The organism is Shewanella sp. 10N.286.52.A9, assembly GCF_041468985.1.
Taxonomy (GTDB): domain Bacteria; phylum Pseudomonadota; class Gammaproteobacteria; order Enterobacterales; family Shewanellaceae; genus Shewanella; species Shewanella japonica.
Genome location: NZ_JBFRJQ010000011.1, coordinates 90,347 through 106,506, shown reverse-complemented (window position 1 = coordinate 106,506; position 16,160 = coordinate 90,347). Strand labels below are relative to the sequence as shown.

The 16,160-nt window shown below is 41.9% G+C and carries 14 protein-coding genes and 2 tRNA genes; 15 read left to right on the top strand and 1 reads right to left on the bottom strand.

The window, feature by feature from the left end:
• Positions 1-50: 50 nt before the first annotated feature.
• The 5 genes from AB4128_RS10155 to greA all read left to right on the top strand — a co-directional run bounded on the left by AB4128_RS10155 (position 51) and on the right by greA (position 6,864).
• Positions 51-665 (top strand): FKBP-type peptidyl-prolyl cis-trans isomerase, encoded by a 615-nt coding sequence (locus AB4128_RS10155; protein WP_055023698.1) that lies wholly within the window; start codon positions 51-53, stop codon positions 663-665.
• A gap of 52 nt (positions 666-717) precedes the next feature.
• Positions 718-1,530 (top strand): 4-hydroxy-tetrahydrodipicolinate reductase, encoded by an 813-nt coding sequence (gene dapB / locus AB4128_RS10150; protein WP_055023699.1) that lies wholly within the window; start codon positions 718-720, stop codon positions 1,528-1,530.
• A gap of 181 nt (positions 1,531-1,711) precedes the next feature.
• Positions 1,712-2,869, top strand: a complete 1,158-nt coding sequence (carA, locus tag AB4128_RS10145; protein ID WP_119968453.1) for a glutamine-hydrolyzing carbamoyl-phosphate synthase small subunit — start codon at positions 1,712-1,714, stop codon at positions 2,867-2,869.
• Between the two features lie 27 nt (positions 2,870-2,896).
• Complete coding sequence (carB, locus tag AB4128_RS10140; protein ID WP_055023701.1) at positions 2,897-6,121, top strand: carbamoyl-phosphate synthase large subunit; 3,225 nt, start codon at positions 2,897-2,899, stop codon at positions 6,119-6,121.
• Between the two features lie 266 nt (positions 6,122-6,387).
• Complete coding sequence (gene greA / locus AB4128_RS10135; protein ID WP_055023702.1) at positions 6,388-6,864, top strand: transcription elongation factor GreA; 477 nt, start codon at positions 6,388-6,390, stop codon at positions 6,862-6,864.
• Between the two features lie 152 nt (positions 6,865-7,016).
• Here greA and yhbY read toward each other — a convergent pair whose 3' ends face one another.
• On the bottom strand, positions 7,017-7,316 hold the full coding sequence (gene yhbY / locus AB4128_RS10130; protein ID WP_055023703.1) for a ribosome assembly RNA-binding protein YhbY: 300 nt from the start codon (positions 7,314-7,316) through the stop codon (positions 7,017-7,019).
• Positions 7,317-7,406: 90 nt separating this feature from the next.
• Between yhbY and rlmE the strand changes: the two genes are divergently transcribed.
• From rlmE to nusA, 10 genes are all read left to right on the top strand, one after another.
• Positions 7,407-8,036 carry a 23S rRNA (uridine(2552)-2'-O)-methyltransferase RlmE gene (gene rlmE, locus AB4128_RS10125; protein WP_055023704.1) on the top strand — a complete coding sequence of 210 codons (630 nt, stop codon included), beginning with the start codon at positions 7,407-7,409 and terminating at the stop codon, positions 8,034-8,036.
• Between the two features lie 45 nt (positions 8,037-8,081).
• On the top strand, positions 8,082-10,034 hold the full coding sequence (gene ftsH, locus AB4128_RS10120; RefSeq protein ID WP_192021400.1) for an ATP-dependent zinc metalloprotease FtsH: 1,953 nt from the start codon (positions 8,082-8,084) through the stop codon (positions 10,032-10,034).
• 114 nt (positions 10,035-10,148) lie between these two features.
• The gene (gene folP / locus AB4128_RS10115; RefSeq protein ID WP_372037572.1) at positions 10,149-10,988 is read left to right on the top strand and encodes a dihydropteroate synthase; all 840 of its coding nucleotides are present in this window, start codon (positions 10,149-10,151) and stop codon (positions 10,986-10,988) included.
• 63 nt (positions 10,989-11,051) lie between these two features.
• The gene (glmM, locus tag AB4128_RS10110; RefSeq protein ID WP_372037571.1) at positions 11,052-12,392 is read left to right on the top strand and encodes a phosphoglucosamine mutase; all 1,341 of its coding nucleotides are present in this window, start codon (positions 11,052-11,054) and stop codon (positions 12,390-12,392) included.
• Positions 12,393-12,567: 175 nt separating this feature from the next.
• Positions 12,568-13,350 (top strand): triose-phosphate isomerase, encoded by a 783-nt coding sequence (gene tpiA / locus AB4128_RS10105; protein ID WP_055023708.1) that lies wholly within the window; start codon positions 12,568-12,570, stop codon positions 13,348-13,350.
• Positions 13,351-13,354: 4 nt separating this feature from the next.
• Positions 13,355-13,687, top strand: coding sequence for a preprotein translocase subunit SecG (secG, locus tag AB4128_RS10100; protein WP_055023709.1), 333 nt, complete (start codon positions 13,355-13,357; stop codon positions 13,685-13,687).
• 68 nt (positions 13,688-13,755) lie between these two features.
• Positions 13,756-13,841, top strand: a tRNA-Leu gene (locus tag AB4128_RS10095).
• A gap of 81 nt (positions 13,842-13,922) precedes the next feature.
• A tRNA-Met gene (locus AB4128_RS10090) sits at positions 13,923-13,999 on the top strand.
• Positions 14,000-14,161: 162 nt separating this feature from the next.
• Positions 14,162-14,617 carry a ribosome maturation factor RimP gene (gene rimP / locus AB4128_RS10085; protein WP_055023710.1) on the top strand — a complete coding sequence of 152 codons (456 nt, stop codon included), beginning with the start codon at positions 14,162-14,164 and terminating at the stop codon, positions 14,615-14,617.
• 29 nt (positions 14,618-14,646) lie between these two features.
• On the top strand, positions 14,647-16,146 hold the full coding sequence (gene nusA, locus AB4128_RS10080; protein ID WP_055023711.1) for a transcription termination factor NusA: 1,500 nt from the start codon (positions 14,647-14,649) through the stop codon (positions 16,144-16,146).
• The last annotated feature ends 14 nt before the right edge of the window (positions 16,147-16,160 follow it).

The following is a 16,160-nucleotide window of genomic DNA, read 5'->3' as shown; positions in this document are numbered from 1 at the left end:
TGCTAAACTGCCCCGCAAATTTTAACTGATGAATTGAGAGTAAATAAGTTATGTCAGAGTTCAACACAATGGAACAGCAAGCAAGTTATGGTGTAGGTCGTCAAATGGGTGAGCAACTTGCAGCTAACTCTTTCGAAGGTATCGATATCCCTGCTGTACAAGCTGGTCTAGCGGATGCGTTTGAAGGTAAAGAAAGCGCTGTTGCAATGGAAGACTTACAAGTGGCTTTCACTGAAATCAGCCGTCGTTTACAAGCTGCTCAAGAAGAAGCTGCTGCAGCTGCTTCTGCAGAAGGCGAAAACTTCCTAGCTGAAAATGCTAAACGTGACGAAGTTACTGTGACTGACTCAGGTCTTCAGTACGAAGTGATTACACAAGGTGAAGGTGAGAAGCCAACACTTGATTCTACTATTCGTGCACATTACCACGGTACTTTCATCAACGGTGACGTTTTCGATAGCTCTGTTACTCGTGGTGAGCCAGCTGAATTCCCAGTGTCTGGTGTTATCGCTGGTTGGACTGAAGCATTACAACTAATGCCAGTTGGTACTAAGCTTAAATTATTCGTTCCACAACACTTAGCTTACGGCGAACGTGGTGCTGGTGCTTCAATCCCGCCATTCTCGGCGTTGGTATTCGAAGTTGAATTATTAGCAATCGTTTAATGATAAACGCCTAAGTTAATCTTAGGCGTTTTTGTATCACTGGGAGAAAGACATGACTGCAAAAGTAAGAGTCGCTGTTGTTGGTGCCAGTGGCCGTATGGGTCGCACATTGATTGAAGCTGCTAAGCAACATGAAATGATTTATTTAGGTGCCGCAGTTGAGCGTAAAGGCTCTACACTTATAGGTGTAGATGCTGGTGAACTCGCTGGCGTTGGTACTATGAATGTCGCGATTACAGATTCATTAGACATAGCATCAGAACACTTTGATGTATTAATTGATTTTACCTCGCCAGAATCGTCTCTTGTTCACCTTGAATGGTGTTCAAAGAATAATAAAGCGATTGTGATTGGCACAACAGGTTTTAATCATGCTCAAAAAGAAATGATTAACGCCTTTGCCGAGCAAACCCCTGTTGTTTTTGCCCCTAATATGTCTGTTGGTGTGAATTTAACCCTAAAATTATTAGAGTTAACCGCTAAAGTGATGGGTGATTACACTGATATCGAGATAACCGAAGGTCATCATCGATTTAAAAAAGATGCTCCTTCAGGTACGGCATTAAAAATGGGTGAGGTAATAGCCGACACTCTAGGTCGTGATCTTGAAGAATGTGCTGTTTATGGTCGTGAAGGTATGACCGGAGAGCGTGATAGGAATACGATTGGCTTTTCTACTATTCGTGCCGGCGATATCGTTGGTGACCACACAGTGATGTTTGCTGATATTGGTGAACGAGTAGAAATAACCCATAAAGCGACCAGTCGAATGACATTTGCTAATGGTGCAATGCGTGCAGCCTATTGGTTATCCGATCAGGATTCAGGCTTGTATGACATGCAGCAAGTATTAGGTCTCAATTAATATTTAAAAAAACCACCGTTGGTGGTTTTTTTTTGGAAATTATTTTTCCCAAAATAAAATAACTAAGCATAGACGCTTTAACTTAATTCATATAAAATCGCTGGAATTTGCCAAAATTTTGTAAATTGGTGGGTTTGTAAAAATTAAATACAAATAATTTCAGTGGCTTGGCTCTTATTTTTTGGAGGTCGCGTTGACACAGTCTGCCTTACTCGTACTCGAAGATGGAACCGTTTTCTCTGGCACAGCAATTGGTGCCGATGGACTCACTGTTGGTGAAGTAGTATTCAATACTTCAATGACAGGCTATCAAGAGATTCTAACGGATCCGTCATATTCTCGCCAGATCGTAACTTTAACTTACCCTCATATTGGTAATACCGGCACAAATGATGAAGATACTGAATCTGATTCAGTTCATGCTTGTGGTCTTATCATCCGAGATTTACCTCTATTAGCCAGCAACTTCCGTAACCAACAATCATTAAGTGATTACTTAAAATCAAATAATGTTGTCGGCATCGCGGATATCGATACCCGTAAATTAACCCGTATTTTACGTGAAAAGGGTGCGCAAGCCGGTTGTATTATGGTTGGCGATATCGATGAAGCTAAAGCATTAGCTGCAGCAAAGGCATTCCCTGGTTTAAAAGGCATGGACTTAGCCAAAGAAGTGACGACTGAGTCTACTTATCAATGGCGTAAAGCTAGCTGGCGTTTAGTTGGCGGTTTACCTGATGAGACACCAGCATCAGAACTTAAATATAAAGTAGTTGCTTTCGATTACGGTATTAAGCGTAACATTTTACGTATGTTAGTTGACCGTGGTTGTGATGTGACTGTGGTACCTGCTCAAACTTCTGCTGCAGAAGTATTAGCAATGAATCCAGATGGTATATTCCTGTCAAACGGTCCTGGTGACCCAGAGCCATGCGATTATGCGATTACAGCCATTCAAGAAATTCTAAAAACTGACATTCCAGTGTTTGGTATTTGTTTAGGTCACCAGTTACTTGCATTAGCATCTGGGGCTAAAACATTAAAAATGAAGTTTGGTCATCATGGTGCCAACCATCCTGTTAGCAATATCGAAAAAGGTAATGTGATGATCACCAGCCAAAACCATGGTTTTGCTGCTGATGAAGCGACGTTACCAGCGAATATTAAAGTGACACATAAGTCATTATTTGATGGGTCATTACAAGGTATTCACCTGACTGATAAACCTGCGTTTAGTTTCCAAGGGCATCCAGAAGCGAGCCCTGGACCGACGGATGCATCACCTTTGTTTGATCACTTCATTGAATTGATTGAGCAATTTCGTCAAAACACTAAATAGTTAGGTCACTCGGAGAAGATAGAAGCAATGCCAAAACGTACTGATATTAAAAGCATTCTAATCCTAGGCGCAGGTCCAATCGTCATTGGCCAAGCGTGTGAATTTGACTATTCGGGTGCGCAAGCGTGTAAAGCGCTGCGTGAAGAAGGCTATCGAGTTATTCTAGTTAACTCAAACCCTGCAACCATCATGACCGATCCTGAGATGGCCGATGCAACATATATCGAGCCTATTCATTGGGAAGTGGTACGTAATATTATCGCTAAAGAAAAGCCTGATGCGATTTTACCTACTATGGGTGGTCAGACTGCGCTTAACTGTGCACTTCAGCTTGAAGCTGAGGGTGTGCTAAAAGAGTTTAATGTCGAGATGATTGGTGCGACAGCTGATGCAATTGATAAAGCTGAAGACCGTAGTCGTTTTGACACCGCAATGAAAGCAATTGGACTTGAATGTCCACGTGCCGGTATTGCACATACAATGGAAGAAGCTTACGGGGTTTTAGACCAAGTTGGTTTCCCTTGTATTATCCGTCCGTCATTCACTATGGGTGGCAGTGGCGGTGGTATCGCTTATAACAAAGAAGAGTTTGAAGACATTTGTTCGCAAGGTCTTGAGCTTTCTCCTACCAGTGAATTATTGATCGATGAATCATTAATCGGCTGGAAAGAATACGAAATGGAAGTGGTTCGTGACCGCAACGATAACTGTATTATCGTGTGTTCTATTGAAAACTTCGACGCGATGGGTGTGCATACTGGTGACTCAATTACCGTTGCTCCAGCACAAACACTGACTGATAAAGAATACCAGTTAATGCGTAATGCTTCATTAGCAGTACTGCGTGAAATTGGTGTAGAAACAGGTGGTTCTAACGTTCAGTTTGGTATTTGTCCAAACACTGGTCGTATGGTTATCATCGAAATGAACCCACGCGTTTCTCGCTCTTCTGCATTAGCATCTAAAGCAACGGGTTTCCCAATTGCGAAAGTGGCCGCTAAATTAGCGGTAGGTTTCACTTTAGATGAGTTGATGAATGATATTACTGGAGGTCGAACTCCTGCATCATTTGAACCTGCTATCGATTATGTTGTAACTAAAGTTCCTCGTTTTAACTTTGAAAAATTTGCTGGTGCGAATGACCGTCTTACAACGCAAATGAAGTCTGTTGGTGAAGTGATGGCTATTGGCCGTACATTCCAAGAGTCTTTGCAAAAAGCACTGCGTGGTCTAGAAGTTAGTCGCACAGGCTTTGACCCAATTGTTGATATTGCGTTACCTGAAAGCATGCAGCAAATCCGTCATGAGCTTAAAGAACCAGGTGCTGACCGTATTTGGTATATTGCGGATGCATTTCGTGCAGGTTTAAGTCGTGATGAAGTGTTCAAGCTAACGAATGTTGATCACTGGTTCTTAGTTCAGATTGAAGACTTAATTGCGCAAGAAGCGAAAGTTGCTGAAGTGGGCATGTCAGGTCTTGATCAAGCATTCTTACTGAAACTAAAACGTAAAGGTTTCTCTGATGCTCGCCTAGCGCAAATCTTAGGTGTTAGCGAAACAGAAGTGCGTAAGATTCGTGACCGCTTTGATATGCACCCTGTATATAAGCGTGTTGATACCTGTGCTGCAGAATTTGCAACAGACACTGCTTACATGTACTCAACATACGAAGAAGAATGTGAAGCTGCGCCATCAAATCGCGATAAAATCATGATTCTTGGTGGCGGCCCTAACCGTATTGGTCAAGGCATTGAGTTTGATTACTGTTGTGTTCACGCAGCGTTAGCCTTACGTGACGATGGTTACGAAACTATTATGGTTAACTGTAACCCAGAAACGGTTTCTACGGATTATGACACGTCAGACCGCTTATACTTTGAGCCAGTAACCTTTGAAGATGTGCTTGAAATTGTTCGCATTGAAAAGCCAAAAGGCGTTATCGTTCAATATGGTGGTCAAACACCTCTAAAATTAGCACGTGCTCTTGAAGCGGCAGGGGTACCGATTATTGGTACAAGTCCTGATGCAATCGACCGTGCTGAAGATAGAGAGCGTTTCCAGCAAGCAATTCAACGCTTAGAAATGAAGCAACCTGAAAATGACACTGTAACAACAGTTGAAGGTGCGGTTATTTCTGCTGAGCGTATCGGTTACCCATTAGTTGTTCGTCCATCTTATGTACTTGGTGGCCGCGCAATGGAAATCGTGTATGACGAGCAAGACTTACGTCGCTATTTCAATGAAGCAGTAAGCGTATCTAACTCATCTCCAGTATTGCTAGATAGATTCCTTGATAATGCAATCGAGATTGATATCGATGCGGTATGTGATGGCGAGATTGTTGTCGTGGGCTCTATCATGGAGCACATTGAGCAAGCGGGTGTTCACTCAGGTGACTCAGGTTGTTCTTTACCTCCTTACAGTTTAAGTGAAGATGTTCAGAACCGTATGCGTGAGCAAGTTGCTAAATTAGCAATGGAGCTAGGCGTTATTGGATTGATGAACGTGCAGTTTGCTGTTAAAGACGATGAGATCTACATGATTGAGGTTAACCCTCGTGCTGCTCGTACAGTTCCATTTGTCTCTAAGGCAACGGGTGTACCTTTAGCGAAAATCGCAGCACGTGTGATGGCTGGTCAATCTTTAGCTGAGCAAAACTTTACTAAAGAAGTGATTCCACCGTACTTCTCTGTAAAAGAAGTGGTATTACCATTCAACAAGTTCCCTGGTGTAGACCCAATGCTTGGCCCTGAGATGCGCTCAACGGGTGAAGTTATGGGGGTAGGTGAAACTTTTGCTGAAGCGTATGCAAAAGCACAACTAGGTGCGACAGCTGAAGTACCAAAATCAGGTCGAGCATTATTATCTGTACGTAACAGTGATAAAGAGCGTGTTGCCGAGCTTGCTGCTAAGTTAATTGAACTTGGTTACCAAATCGATGCCACACACGGTACTGCCGTGATTCTTGGCGAAGCAGGAATTAACCCTCGCTTAGTTAACAAGGTACATGAAGGACGTCCTCACATTCTTGACCGTATTAAGAATGATGAGTACACCTACATTGTTAACACGACTGAAGGTCGTCAAGCAATTGAGGATTCTCGTCAAATTAGACGTGGTGCACTTCGCTACAAAGTGAATTACACGACAACGCTTAATGCTGCTTTTGCTACTTGTTTAGCACATTCAGCAGATGACAGAAATAATGTGAATTCGGTACAAGAATTACATGAGCGAATCGCTAAAAATTAATTTTATTTAATTTATTGATGATTTGATTAAAAAGGCTGCATTCGTGCAGTCTTTTTTATTACTATTTTTTGACAGTCAGTAGTAAGTAATCTCAAGTTTATGTAAGCTTAAGGCATCATCATTAGATGCATCCTCAACGCAAGACACCGCATCATTTAGACTTATTGTTATAAAGATCGTGCGCTATGCGAATTAATCGAGATTTAACTGTGTTGGTTTTGTACCAGCACGGGGTGCTTTTGTTTTTAAAGGAGACATAAGACATTATGAATACCGTCCCTATGACGATTATCGGAGCTGAGCAGCTGCGTAAAGAATTAGACGAATTAAAATTTGAACGCCGCCCACAGATCACTTCTGCTATTGCAGAAGCACGTGAATTGGGTGATTTAAAAGAAAATGCTGAATACCATGCAGCTCGTGAAGAGCAGGGGATTTGTGAAGCTCGTATTCGTGATATTGAAGGCAAGCTATCAAATGCCCAAATCATCGATGTGACCACGATGCAAAATACTGGTCGTGTTATTTTTGGTACAACAGTTACCATTTTAAATATTGATACTGATGCAGAGTCAACCTACCGTATCGTAGGTGATGATGAAGCGAATATTAAAGAGAATTTAATTTCAGTAAATTCGCCAATTGCCCGTGGACTGATTGGTAAAAGTGTCGATGATGAAGTGGCTATTACAACGCCAGGTGGCACAGCAGAATATGAAATTACGGCTGTTGAGTACATCTAAGCCAGAATTAATATCAATATTAATTACGACTTAAGATTGATATTTTATAGTAATAAAAAAACCACTGATTAACAGTGGTTTTTTTAGGTCAAAATGAACATTTGAATCGTATTGATGCAATATGAACATTTAAACCGAGTTGTTTGACGAAATTACTTTGCTTTTGGAATGGCAACTTTCATTTCAGCAGACTGACGGAAAATAACTAAGGTGTGTCCGATAAGCTGTATTTTGGTTGATTGAGTTTCGCGAATAATCGCGTCAACGACAGCATTTTTAAGCTCTCTATCAGAAGAGCCTACTTTCACTTTTATTAGTTCATGATGAGTGAGTGCACTATCAATTTCAGCCAGCACACCTTCGGTCAAACCATTAGCACCCAGCAGCACCACTGGCTTAAGATTATGCGCTAAGCCTTTTAAATGCTGTTTTTGTTTGGTTGTTAAGTTCATTTGTACCAACTTTTTGAATGTTACTGTTGAAAAACGGCTATTCTACCCTTATATAAGCTTTATGTAACTCCAAATCGTTACGGAATTTAAATGGCAACGAAAAAACGTTCGGCAAGTTCAAGCCGATGGATGCAAGAACATTTTGACGATCATTACGTTAAACTGTCACAAAAGCGAGGCTTACGCTCTCGAGCTGCATTCAAGTTGGAAGAAATCCAACAGAAAGATAAATTGATTAAACCAGGCATGACAGTGGTTGATTTAGGTGCAGCGCCTGGTGGCTGGTCACAGATTGCTGTTAAATTGGTTGGAGAAAAAGGCAAGCTTGTTGCTTGTGATATTTTACCAATGGATCCAATTGTGGGAGTTGACTTTTTACAAGGTGATTTCCGTGAAGAGAAAGTACTTGATGCTTTACTTGACCGTGTTGGTGAGGATAAAGTGGATGTAGTGCTTTCTGATATGGCGCCTAATATGAGTGGTTCAGACGGTGTGGACCAACCTAGGGCGATGTATCTTGTTGAATTAGCATTAGATATGTGTCATCAAGTATTGGCATCTAATGGTAGTTTTGCAGTTAAAGTCTTTCAGGGGGAGGGCTTTGATGAATATATGAAAGCAGTTCGACAAGCTTTCACTACAGTTAAAACACGAAAACCAGATTCATCGCGACCACGTTCACGTGAAGTGTATATAGTGGCGACTGGTTACAAGTTATAGTAGTCTAACGATTAATTATCGTGGGTCTTTAAGAGGTCTAGAAATTTGAGTGACATGGCAAAAAATTTAATTCTCTGGGTTGTCATCGCCGTTGTGCTGATGTCAGTTTTTCAGGGTTACTCCCCCTCTTCTTCGTCATCGCAGAAGATGGATTATTCCGTATTCTTAGATAGTGTCCGTAATGGCAATATCAATTCGGTTGAAATTAAGAGTGATCAACGAACTATTGAAGGGATCAAGCGTTCTGGAGAGAAGTTCACCACTATTATGCCAATGTATGACCAAGATTTAATTAATGATCTTGATCGTAAAGGGATTTCAATGAAAGGGCAGGAAGCTGAAGAGTCTAGTTTCTTAACCCAAATTTTCATTTCTTGGTTCCCAATGCTGCTATTGATCGGTGTATGGATATTCTTCATGCGTCAAATGCAAGGCGGTGGTGGTAAAGGCGCAATGTCATTTGGTAAAAGTAAAGCCAAATTGATGAGCGAAGACCAAATTAAAACGACTTTTGGTGACGTTGCAGGTTGTGACGAAGCTAAAGAAGACGTGAAAGAATTGGTTGATTACTTAAAAGAACCGACACGTTTCCAAAAGTTGGGTGGTCGTATTCCGACGGGTGTGTTACTTGTGGGCCCTCCGGGTACAGGTAAAACCCTACTCGCTAAAGCCATTGCTGGTGAAGCTAAAGTACCATTCTTTACTATTTCTGGTTCTGACTTCGTTGAAATGTTTGTCGGTGTTGGTGCATCACGTGTACGTGACATGTTTGAGCAAGCGAAAAAATCAGCACCTTGTATTATCTTTATCGATGAAATCGATGCCGTAGGTCGTCAACGTGGCGCTGGTGTGGGTGGTGGTCACGATGAACGTGAGCAAACATTGAACCAAATGTTGGTCGAAATGGATGGTTTTGAGGGTAACGAAGGTATCATTGTTATCGCTGCAACTAACCGTCCAGATGTTCTTGATGCTGCTTTATTGCGTCCGGGTCGTTTTGACCGTCAAGTGGTTGTAGGTTTGCCAGATGTCCGTGGTCGTGAGCAAATTCTTAAAGTTCATATGCGTAAAGTACCTCTAGCTGATGGTGTTAAAGCCAGTGTTATCGCTCGTGGTACACCAGGTTTCTCTGGTGCTGATCTCGCTAACCTTGTTAACGAAGCTGCACTTTTCGCAGCACGTGGTAATCGCCGCGTCGTTGGCATGGAAGAGTTTGAAAGCGCGAAAGACAAAATCATGATGGGTGCAGAGCGCCGCACTATGGTTATGTCGGAAGAAGAGAAAGAAATGACGGCTTATCATGAAGCAGGCCATGCAATTGTTGGGTGTTTAGTGCCAGAGCATGATCCAGTTCATAAAGTCACGATTATCCCTCGTGGTCGTGCATTAGGTGTAACATTCTTCTTGCCTGAAGCGGATGCTATCAGCCAAAGTCGTCGTAAACTTGAGAGTCAAATCTCGGTAGCTTATGGTGGCCGTCTAGCTGAAGAGCTCATTTATGGTGGTGAGAAAGTATCGACAGGTGCATCTCAAGATATTAAATATGCTACATCGATTGCCCGTAACATGGTGACACAGTGGGGCTTCTCTGAGAAGTTAGGGCCTGTTCTGTATGCGGAAGATGAAGGCGAAGTGTTCTTAGGTCGCAGCATGGCGAAATCTAAGAATATGTCTGATGAAACTGCTGGCATGATTGATCAGGAAGTGAAGCACCTTATTGATACTAACTATGAGCGTGCACATACATTCCTGACTGAAAATATGGATATCCTTCATTCAATGAAAGATGCACTAATGAAGTATGAAACCATTGATGCTGAACAAATTGATGATCTTATGAATCGACGTGATGTTCGCCAGCCTGCGGATTGGCAAGCGGATGATTCAATGGATGACCAAGATAAAGGCACACCGGTTAATACCGATTCAGTAGCCGAAGAGTCAACAGAAGATAAGCCTGATGTTGAACCTAAAACAGATGAATCTACAGCAAAATAACTAGCTGTATTTTGAAATAAAAAACCCCGAAAGGGGTTTTTTTATATTTATTGTACTAGTGTCATAATTAAGTCATATTGCTGGTGTGGCACTTTTTAATGTAAGTGAGGTTGTGTGTTTGAGTTGAAGTCTGGCGATAAAACATTATCGTTATCTAGCCCTGTCGTAATGGCAATTATCAATGTTACCCCTGATTCTTTTTCTGATGGTGGTCAGTTTTCTACGTTCGAAAATGCCTGTAAACAGGTTGATAAAGTCATCGAAGAAGGTGCGACCATCTTGGATATTGGTGGTGAATCAACTAGGCCCGGTGCAACTGATGTATCAGTTGAAGAAGAATTGGCTCGTGTGATCCCTGTGATTGAGTATGCGGCTAAACATCCTGATATTTGGATTTCAATCGATACGAGTAAACCAGAGGTGATGGAGAAAGCGGTCGCTGCAGGCGCGCATATTATTAACGATGTCCGCGCTTTACAAGCACCTGGCGCAGTCGCGATGGCGACTAGCTTGGATGTGCCTGTATGCTTAATGCATATGCAAGGTAAGCCTGAAACAATGCAAGATAATCCAAGTTATGACAATGTTATTCAACAAGTTATCGATTTTCTATCATTACGCATTGATTATTGTGTTGCAGCAGGTATGCCTCGCGAAAATATTATCATTGACCCGGGTTTCGGTTTTGGGAAAACCTTAGCGCACAATTATGAGCTATTGGCAAAATTACCTGAACTTCATAGCATGCACCTACCTGTACTTATCGGCCTTTCTAGAAAGAGTATGATTGGCGATTTACTCCAGCGAAATGTAGATGAACGACTCGCTGGTAGTCTTGCAGGAGCAATGATTGCGGCGCAACAAGGCGCGCAAATTTTACGAGTACATGATGTAAAAGAAACCGTCGATGCGTTAACGGTTATGTCAGCAACCATGGCGAGTTTACATCAATAAAGTGATATAACCTGTTAGTTTAGCTAATTGAGTTAGTGTGAATTCACTTAATGTGAGGTACTAATGCAACAACGTAATCTATTTGGCACGGATGGAATTAGGGGAAAAGTTGGCGCAGGCTTCATGACCCCTGAATTAGCTTTAAAATTAGGTTGGGCTGCAGGCAGAGTGCTTTCACGCAGTGGGACAAAGAAAATTATTATTGGTAAGGATACCCGCATTTCTGGGTATCTTTTCGAATCAGCATTAGAGGCTGGTTTGTCTGCAGCAGGACTTAATGTTTTGCTCGTTGGCCCAATGCCTACCCCCGCAATTGCTTACCTTACTAGAACGTTTAGAGCTGAAGCGGGAATCGTTATCAGCGCTTCACATAATCCATATTATGATAATGGCATTAAATTCTTCTCTGCTGACGGCAGTAAGTTAGATGACAAAATAGAATTGGAAATTGAGCATGAGCTGACTAAGCCTATGCAATGTGTTGAGTCACACCTACTCGGTAAGGCGGCTCGAATTGATGATGCCGCCGGTCGATATATTGAATACTGCAAAGGTCACTTTCCGGCAAATCTGACTTTAAACGGACTCACTTTAGTCGTCGACTGTGCTCATGGTGCTACCTATCATATTGCACCTAATGTATTTAAAGAGTTAGGTGCCAACGTGATTACCATTGGTGATAAACCTAATGGATTAAATATTAATGATAAAGTTGGAGCAACTTCCATGGCGGCTATTTGTGAAGCCGTTATCAATCACAATGCAGATGTGGGAATAGCACTCGACGGTGATGGTGACCGTATCATGATGGTCGATCATCAAGGCAATATTATTGATGGTGACCAAATATTGTATATTCTTGCTCGAGATGCGATCAAACAAGGTGAATTTCAAGGCGGAGTTGTGGGGACCTTGATGTCAAATCTTGGATTGGAAGTCGCATTGAATGAGTTAGATGTACCGTTTGTTCGTTCAAATGTTGGTGACCGATATGTCATGGAGCTTATGCGCAAAAATAACTGGCGTATCGGCGGTGAAAATTCAGGTCATATTCTTAATTTAGATCATGGTACGACTGGTGATGGTATCGTTGCTGGAATATTAGTATTAGCAGCCATGCAATATGCCAACAGCAAGCTTGCTGCATTAGTTGCCCCTCTAGAAATGTACCCGCAAGTATTAATAAATGTCCGCTGTCACGTCGACAAAAAGCCATTAGAATCAAAACTTGTGCGATCTGTTCAGACAAAAATTGAAAAGCTATTGGGTCAAAATGGGCGAGTACTTATACGAGAATCAGGCACAGAACCCTTGATAAGGGTGATGGTCGAAGGTAAAAATGATGTTCAAGTCACGGCTTTTGCAAACGAAATTGCCGATGTAGTCAAAAGCGTGGGTTTGTGACAAAGTTCGGTATACAATCATTTAGCGTTTTTATTTATTATTAACTTATTTAATATCTTAGCTCAGCGAATAAAAAAACATCATTCCGTCAAGTTATGATAAATATTCCTGAGTTAGCTATTGTAAGTTGTTTGGCGGTTCGTTATCATTCACGCCGCTTTCAAAGGAGACAGTAATGGCACTCAGACGTCCTATGGTAGCTGGCAACTGGAAAATGAATGGCAGTGCAGCGTTAGCTCAAGAGTTATTCAGCAAGTTTGCTACAAAGCTCCAAAATGATTCTGCTGAAGTAGTTTTATGTCCACCTTCAATTTATCTTGAAAGTGTTAGACAACTACTTGAAGCAAATAAGCAAACCTTAGATGGTGCGCTTGTAAGAATGGGCGCACAAAACCTAAGTCAACATGACTTCGGTGCCTATACTGGTGAAATTTCCGGTAAAATGCTAAAAGATTCAGGATGTCGATATGTGATTATCGGCCATTCCGAACGTCGTAGAATGTACGGCGAAACAAGTAATATCGTTGCAGAGAAATTCGCTGCAGCACAAAAACATGGTCTAACGCCGATTCTTTGTGTTGGTGAATCAGGTCCAGCTCGTGAAGCAAGACGAACTTTTGAAGTCATTGCTGAAGAGTTAGACATTGTGATCGAAAAGAATGGCACCATGGCTTTTGATAATGCCATTATCGCTTATGAGCCTTTATGGGCTGTAGGCACTGGTAAAAGTGCAACTCCAGAGCAAGCGCAAGAAGTTCACGCGTTTATTCGTAATCGACTCTCTGAAGTGTCTCCATTTATTGGAGAGAATATTCGCATTTTATATGGCGGTAGTGTTACCCCATCGAATGCTGCTGATATATTTGCCCAACCAGACGTAGATGGTGGATTGATTGGCGGAGCTAGCTTAAACTCTAGCGAGTTTTTAAGTTTATGTTCCATAGCGATGAGCGCATAATATTATGTATGAAGTTTTAATTGTTGTTTACTTGGTTGTTGCGATTGGTCTAGTAGGACTGATTTTAATTCAACAAGGTAAAGGCGCAGATATGGGTTCTTCTTTTGGTGCTGGTGCATCAGGAACTCTATTTGGCTCAAATGGTTCAGGTAACTTCCTGACCCGTAGCACCGCTGTTTTAGCGATTGGTTTTTTCGCATTAAGCCTTATTTTAGGTAACTTAAGTGCAAACCACTCTAAAAAAGATGATGCTTGGAATGATTTAGGTTCTGCAGTAGAGCAAGTTGAACAAGCTCCTACTCAGGCTGAAACCTCAGAATCAGAAATTCCTGACTAAATTATTGCCTCCAATTGGCAAAAAACTAGTAGTGATTGCTTTAGCTAACTAGTGTAAAAAGTTTGAATGCGGATGTGGCGGAATTGGTAGACGCGCCATCTTGAGGGGGTGGTGAGCTATGCTCGTGTGGGTTCAAGTCCCACCATCCGCACCAAAATTTAATTAATCAGCCTCAAGTTAACACTGATTAATTATTGCAAGCAAAGACGTAAGTTAATATAATTGCGCAAGTTGACGCGGGGTGGAGCAGTTTGGTAGCTCGTCGGGCTCATAACCCGAAGGTCGTCGGTTCAAATCCGGCCCCCGCAACCAGCTTATTATTTATTTCTTATTTCTAAGAATAAATAATTAAAAGGTTCTATATTTAAGACCTCGTTATTACGGGGTTTTTTGTTATATGGAGCTTAGTAACTCCGTGATTTTACGGACTTTCTTGGGGCTATTTGCCCTTTTTTTCGTTTTTGGGGGTCATTTTTGGCAACATTAGAAACTAAACTGACAGAAATGCTGACAGTACCTGTTGAAGCGTTAGGTTTTCAACTTTGGGGTATTGAGTTTGTCCATGCAGGGCGTCATTCAATATTACGTGTATTTATTGATGGTGAAAACGGTATCAATATTGAAGATTGTGCTGAAGCCAGCCGCCAAGTTAGTGCTGTTCTAGATGTTGAAGACCCAATTTCGACAGAATACACACTAGAAGTTTCATCGCCAGGTGTAGATAGACCACTATTTACGGCTGAACAATACGCTGCTTATATCGGCGAAGATGCAAAAGTACAGTTAACGATGCCTGTTGCAGGTAGTCGTAATTTAAAAGGTGCTATTACGGCAATTGAAGGGCAAATGCTGACAATTACCGTTGATGGTGAAGATTTGATTGTGGCTTTAGATAATGTGCGTAAAGGCAACATTATTGCGAAGTTTTGATAGTTTCAAGGTGAACGAGGCAAGACATAATGAATAAAGAGATTCTGCTAGTCGCAGAGGCGGTATCCAATGAAAAAGCCGTCCCACGCGAGAAAATATTCGAAGCGCTAGAAATTGCTCTAGCCACAGCAACTAAGAAAAAATACGAAGGCGAAATTGAAGTTCGCGTTGCTATTGACCGTAAAACGGGCCACTACGACACTTTCCGTCGTTGGATGGTTGTTGATGATCAAGGCGAAGCTTTAGAAAACCCTTATAGTGAAATTACACTTGAAGCTGCACGTTTTGAAAATCCTGAAATTCAACCGGGTGAATTCATCGAAGATGAAATCGATTCAGTTGTTTTTGACCGTATTACAACGCAAACAGCGAAGCAAGTTATTGTACAAAAAGTACGTGAAGCTGAACGCGCGCAAATCGTAGAGCAGTTCATCGAAAGAGAAGGTGAAATTGTTACTGGTGTTGTCAAGAAAAGCACCCGTGAAAGTGTCGTCGTTGATTTAGGTAACAATGCAGACGGTGTGATTTATAAAGAAGACATCATCAGTCGTGAATCTTTCCGCCCTGGTGACCGTGTTCGTGCATTACTTTATGCCGTTCGCCCAGAAGCTCGTGGCGCGCAACTATTTTTAACCCGTAGTAAGCCTGAGATGATCATCGAGCTATTCAGAGTAGAAGTACCTGAAATTTTAGACGAAATGATTGAAATCATGGGCGCAGCACGTGATCCAGGCGCTCGCGCTAAGATTGCAGTGAAAACTAACGATAAGCGTATCGACCCAATCGGTGCTTGTGTTGGTATGCGTGGTGCACGTGTTCAAGCTGTATCAAATGAATTAAGCGGTGAGCGTGTTGATATCGTTATGTGGGATGACAATCCAGCACAATACGTGATCAATGCAATGGCACCTGCTGATGTTGCTTCAATCATTGTTGATGAAGACAACCACTCAATGGATATTGCTGTTGAAGCAGATAGTTTGGCACAAGCAATTGGCCGTAACGGTCAAAATGTTCGTTTAGCTACTCAACTAACAGGTTGGGAACTTAACGTGATGACCGTTGAGGAGCTAAACGCCAAGCACCAAGCTGAAAGCGCTAAAGTGATTAGCTTGTTTGTTGAAACATTAGACGTTGACGAAGATTTTGCAACCGTTCTTGCTGAAGAAGGTTTCACTTCTTTAGAAGAAATTGCATACGTACCAGAAGCAGAACTGTTAGAAGTTGACGGTTTTGATGAAGATATTGTTGCTGCCTTGCGCGAACGTGCCAAAGCAGCGATTTCGACTCGAGCATTAGCAACGGAAGAAGCACTTGATGGTGCAGAACCGGCTGCTGATTTATTAGCGTTAGATGGTTTAGAAAAGCATTTAGCATATGTTCTTGCAAGTAAAGGTGTGTCGACCTTAGAAGACTTAGCAGAACAAGGTATTGACGATTTAATCGATATTGAAGAATTGACAGAAGAAAAAGCAGGTGAGCTCATCATGGCTGCCCGTAATATCTGTTGGTTTGGCGAAGAAGCATAAGTCGATCAACAGGG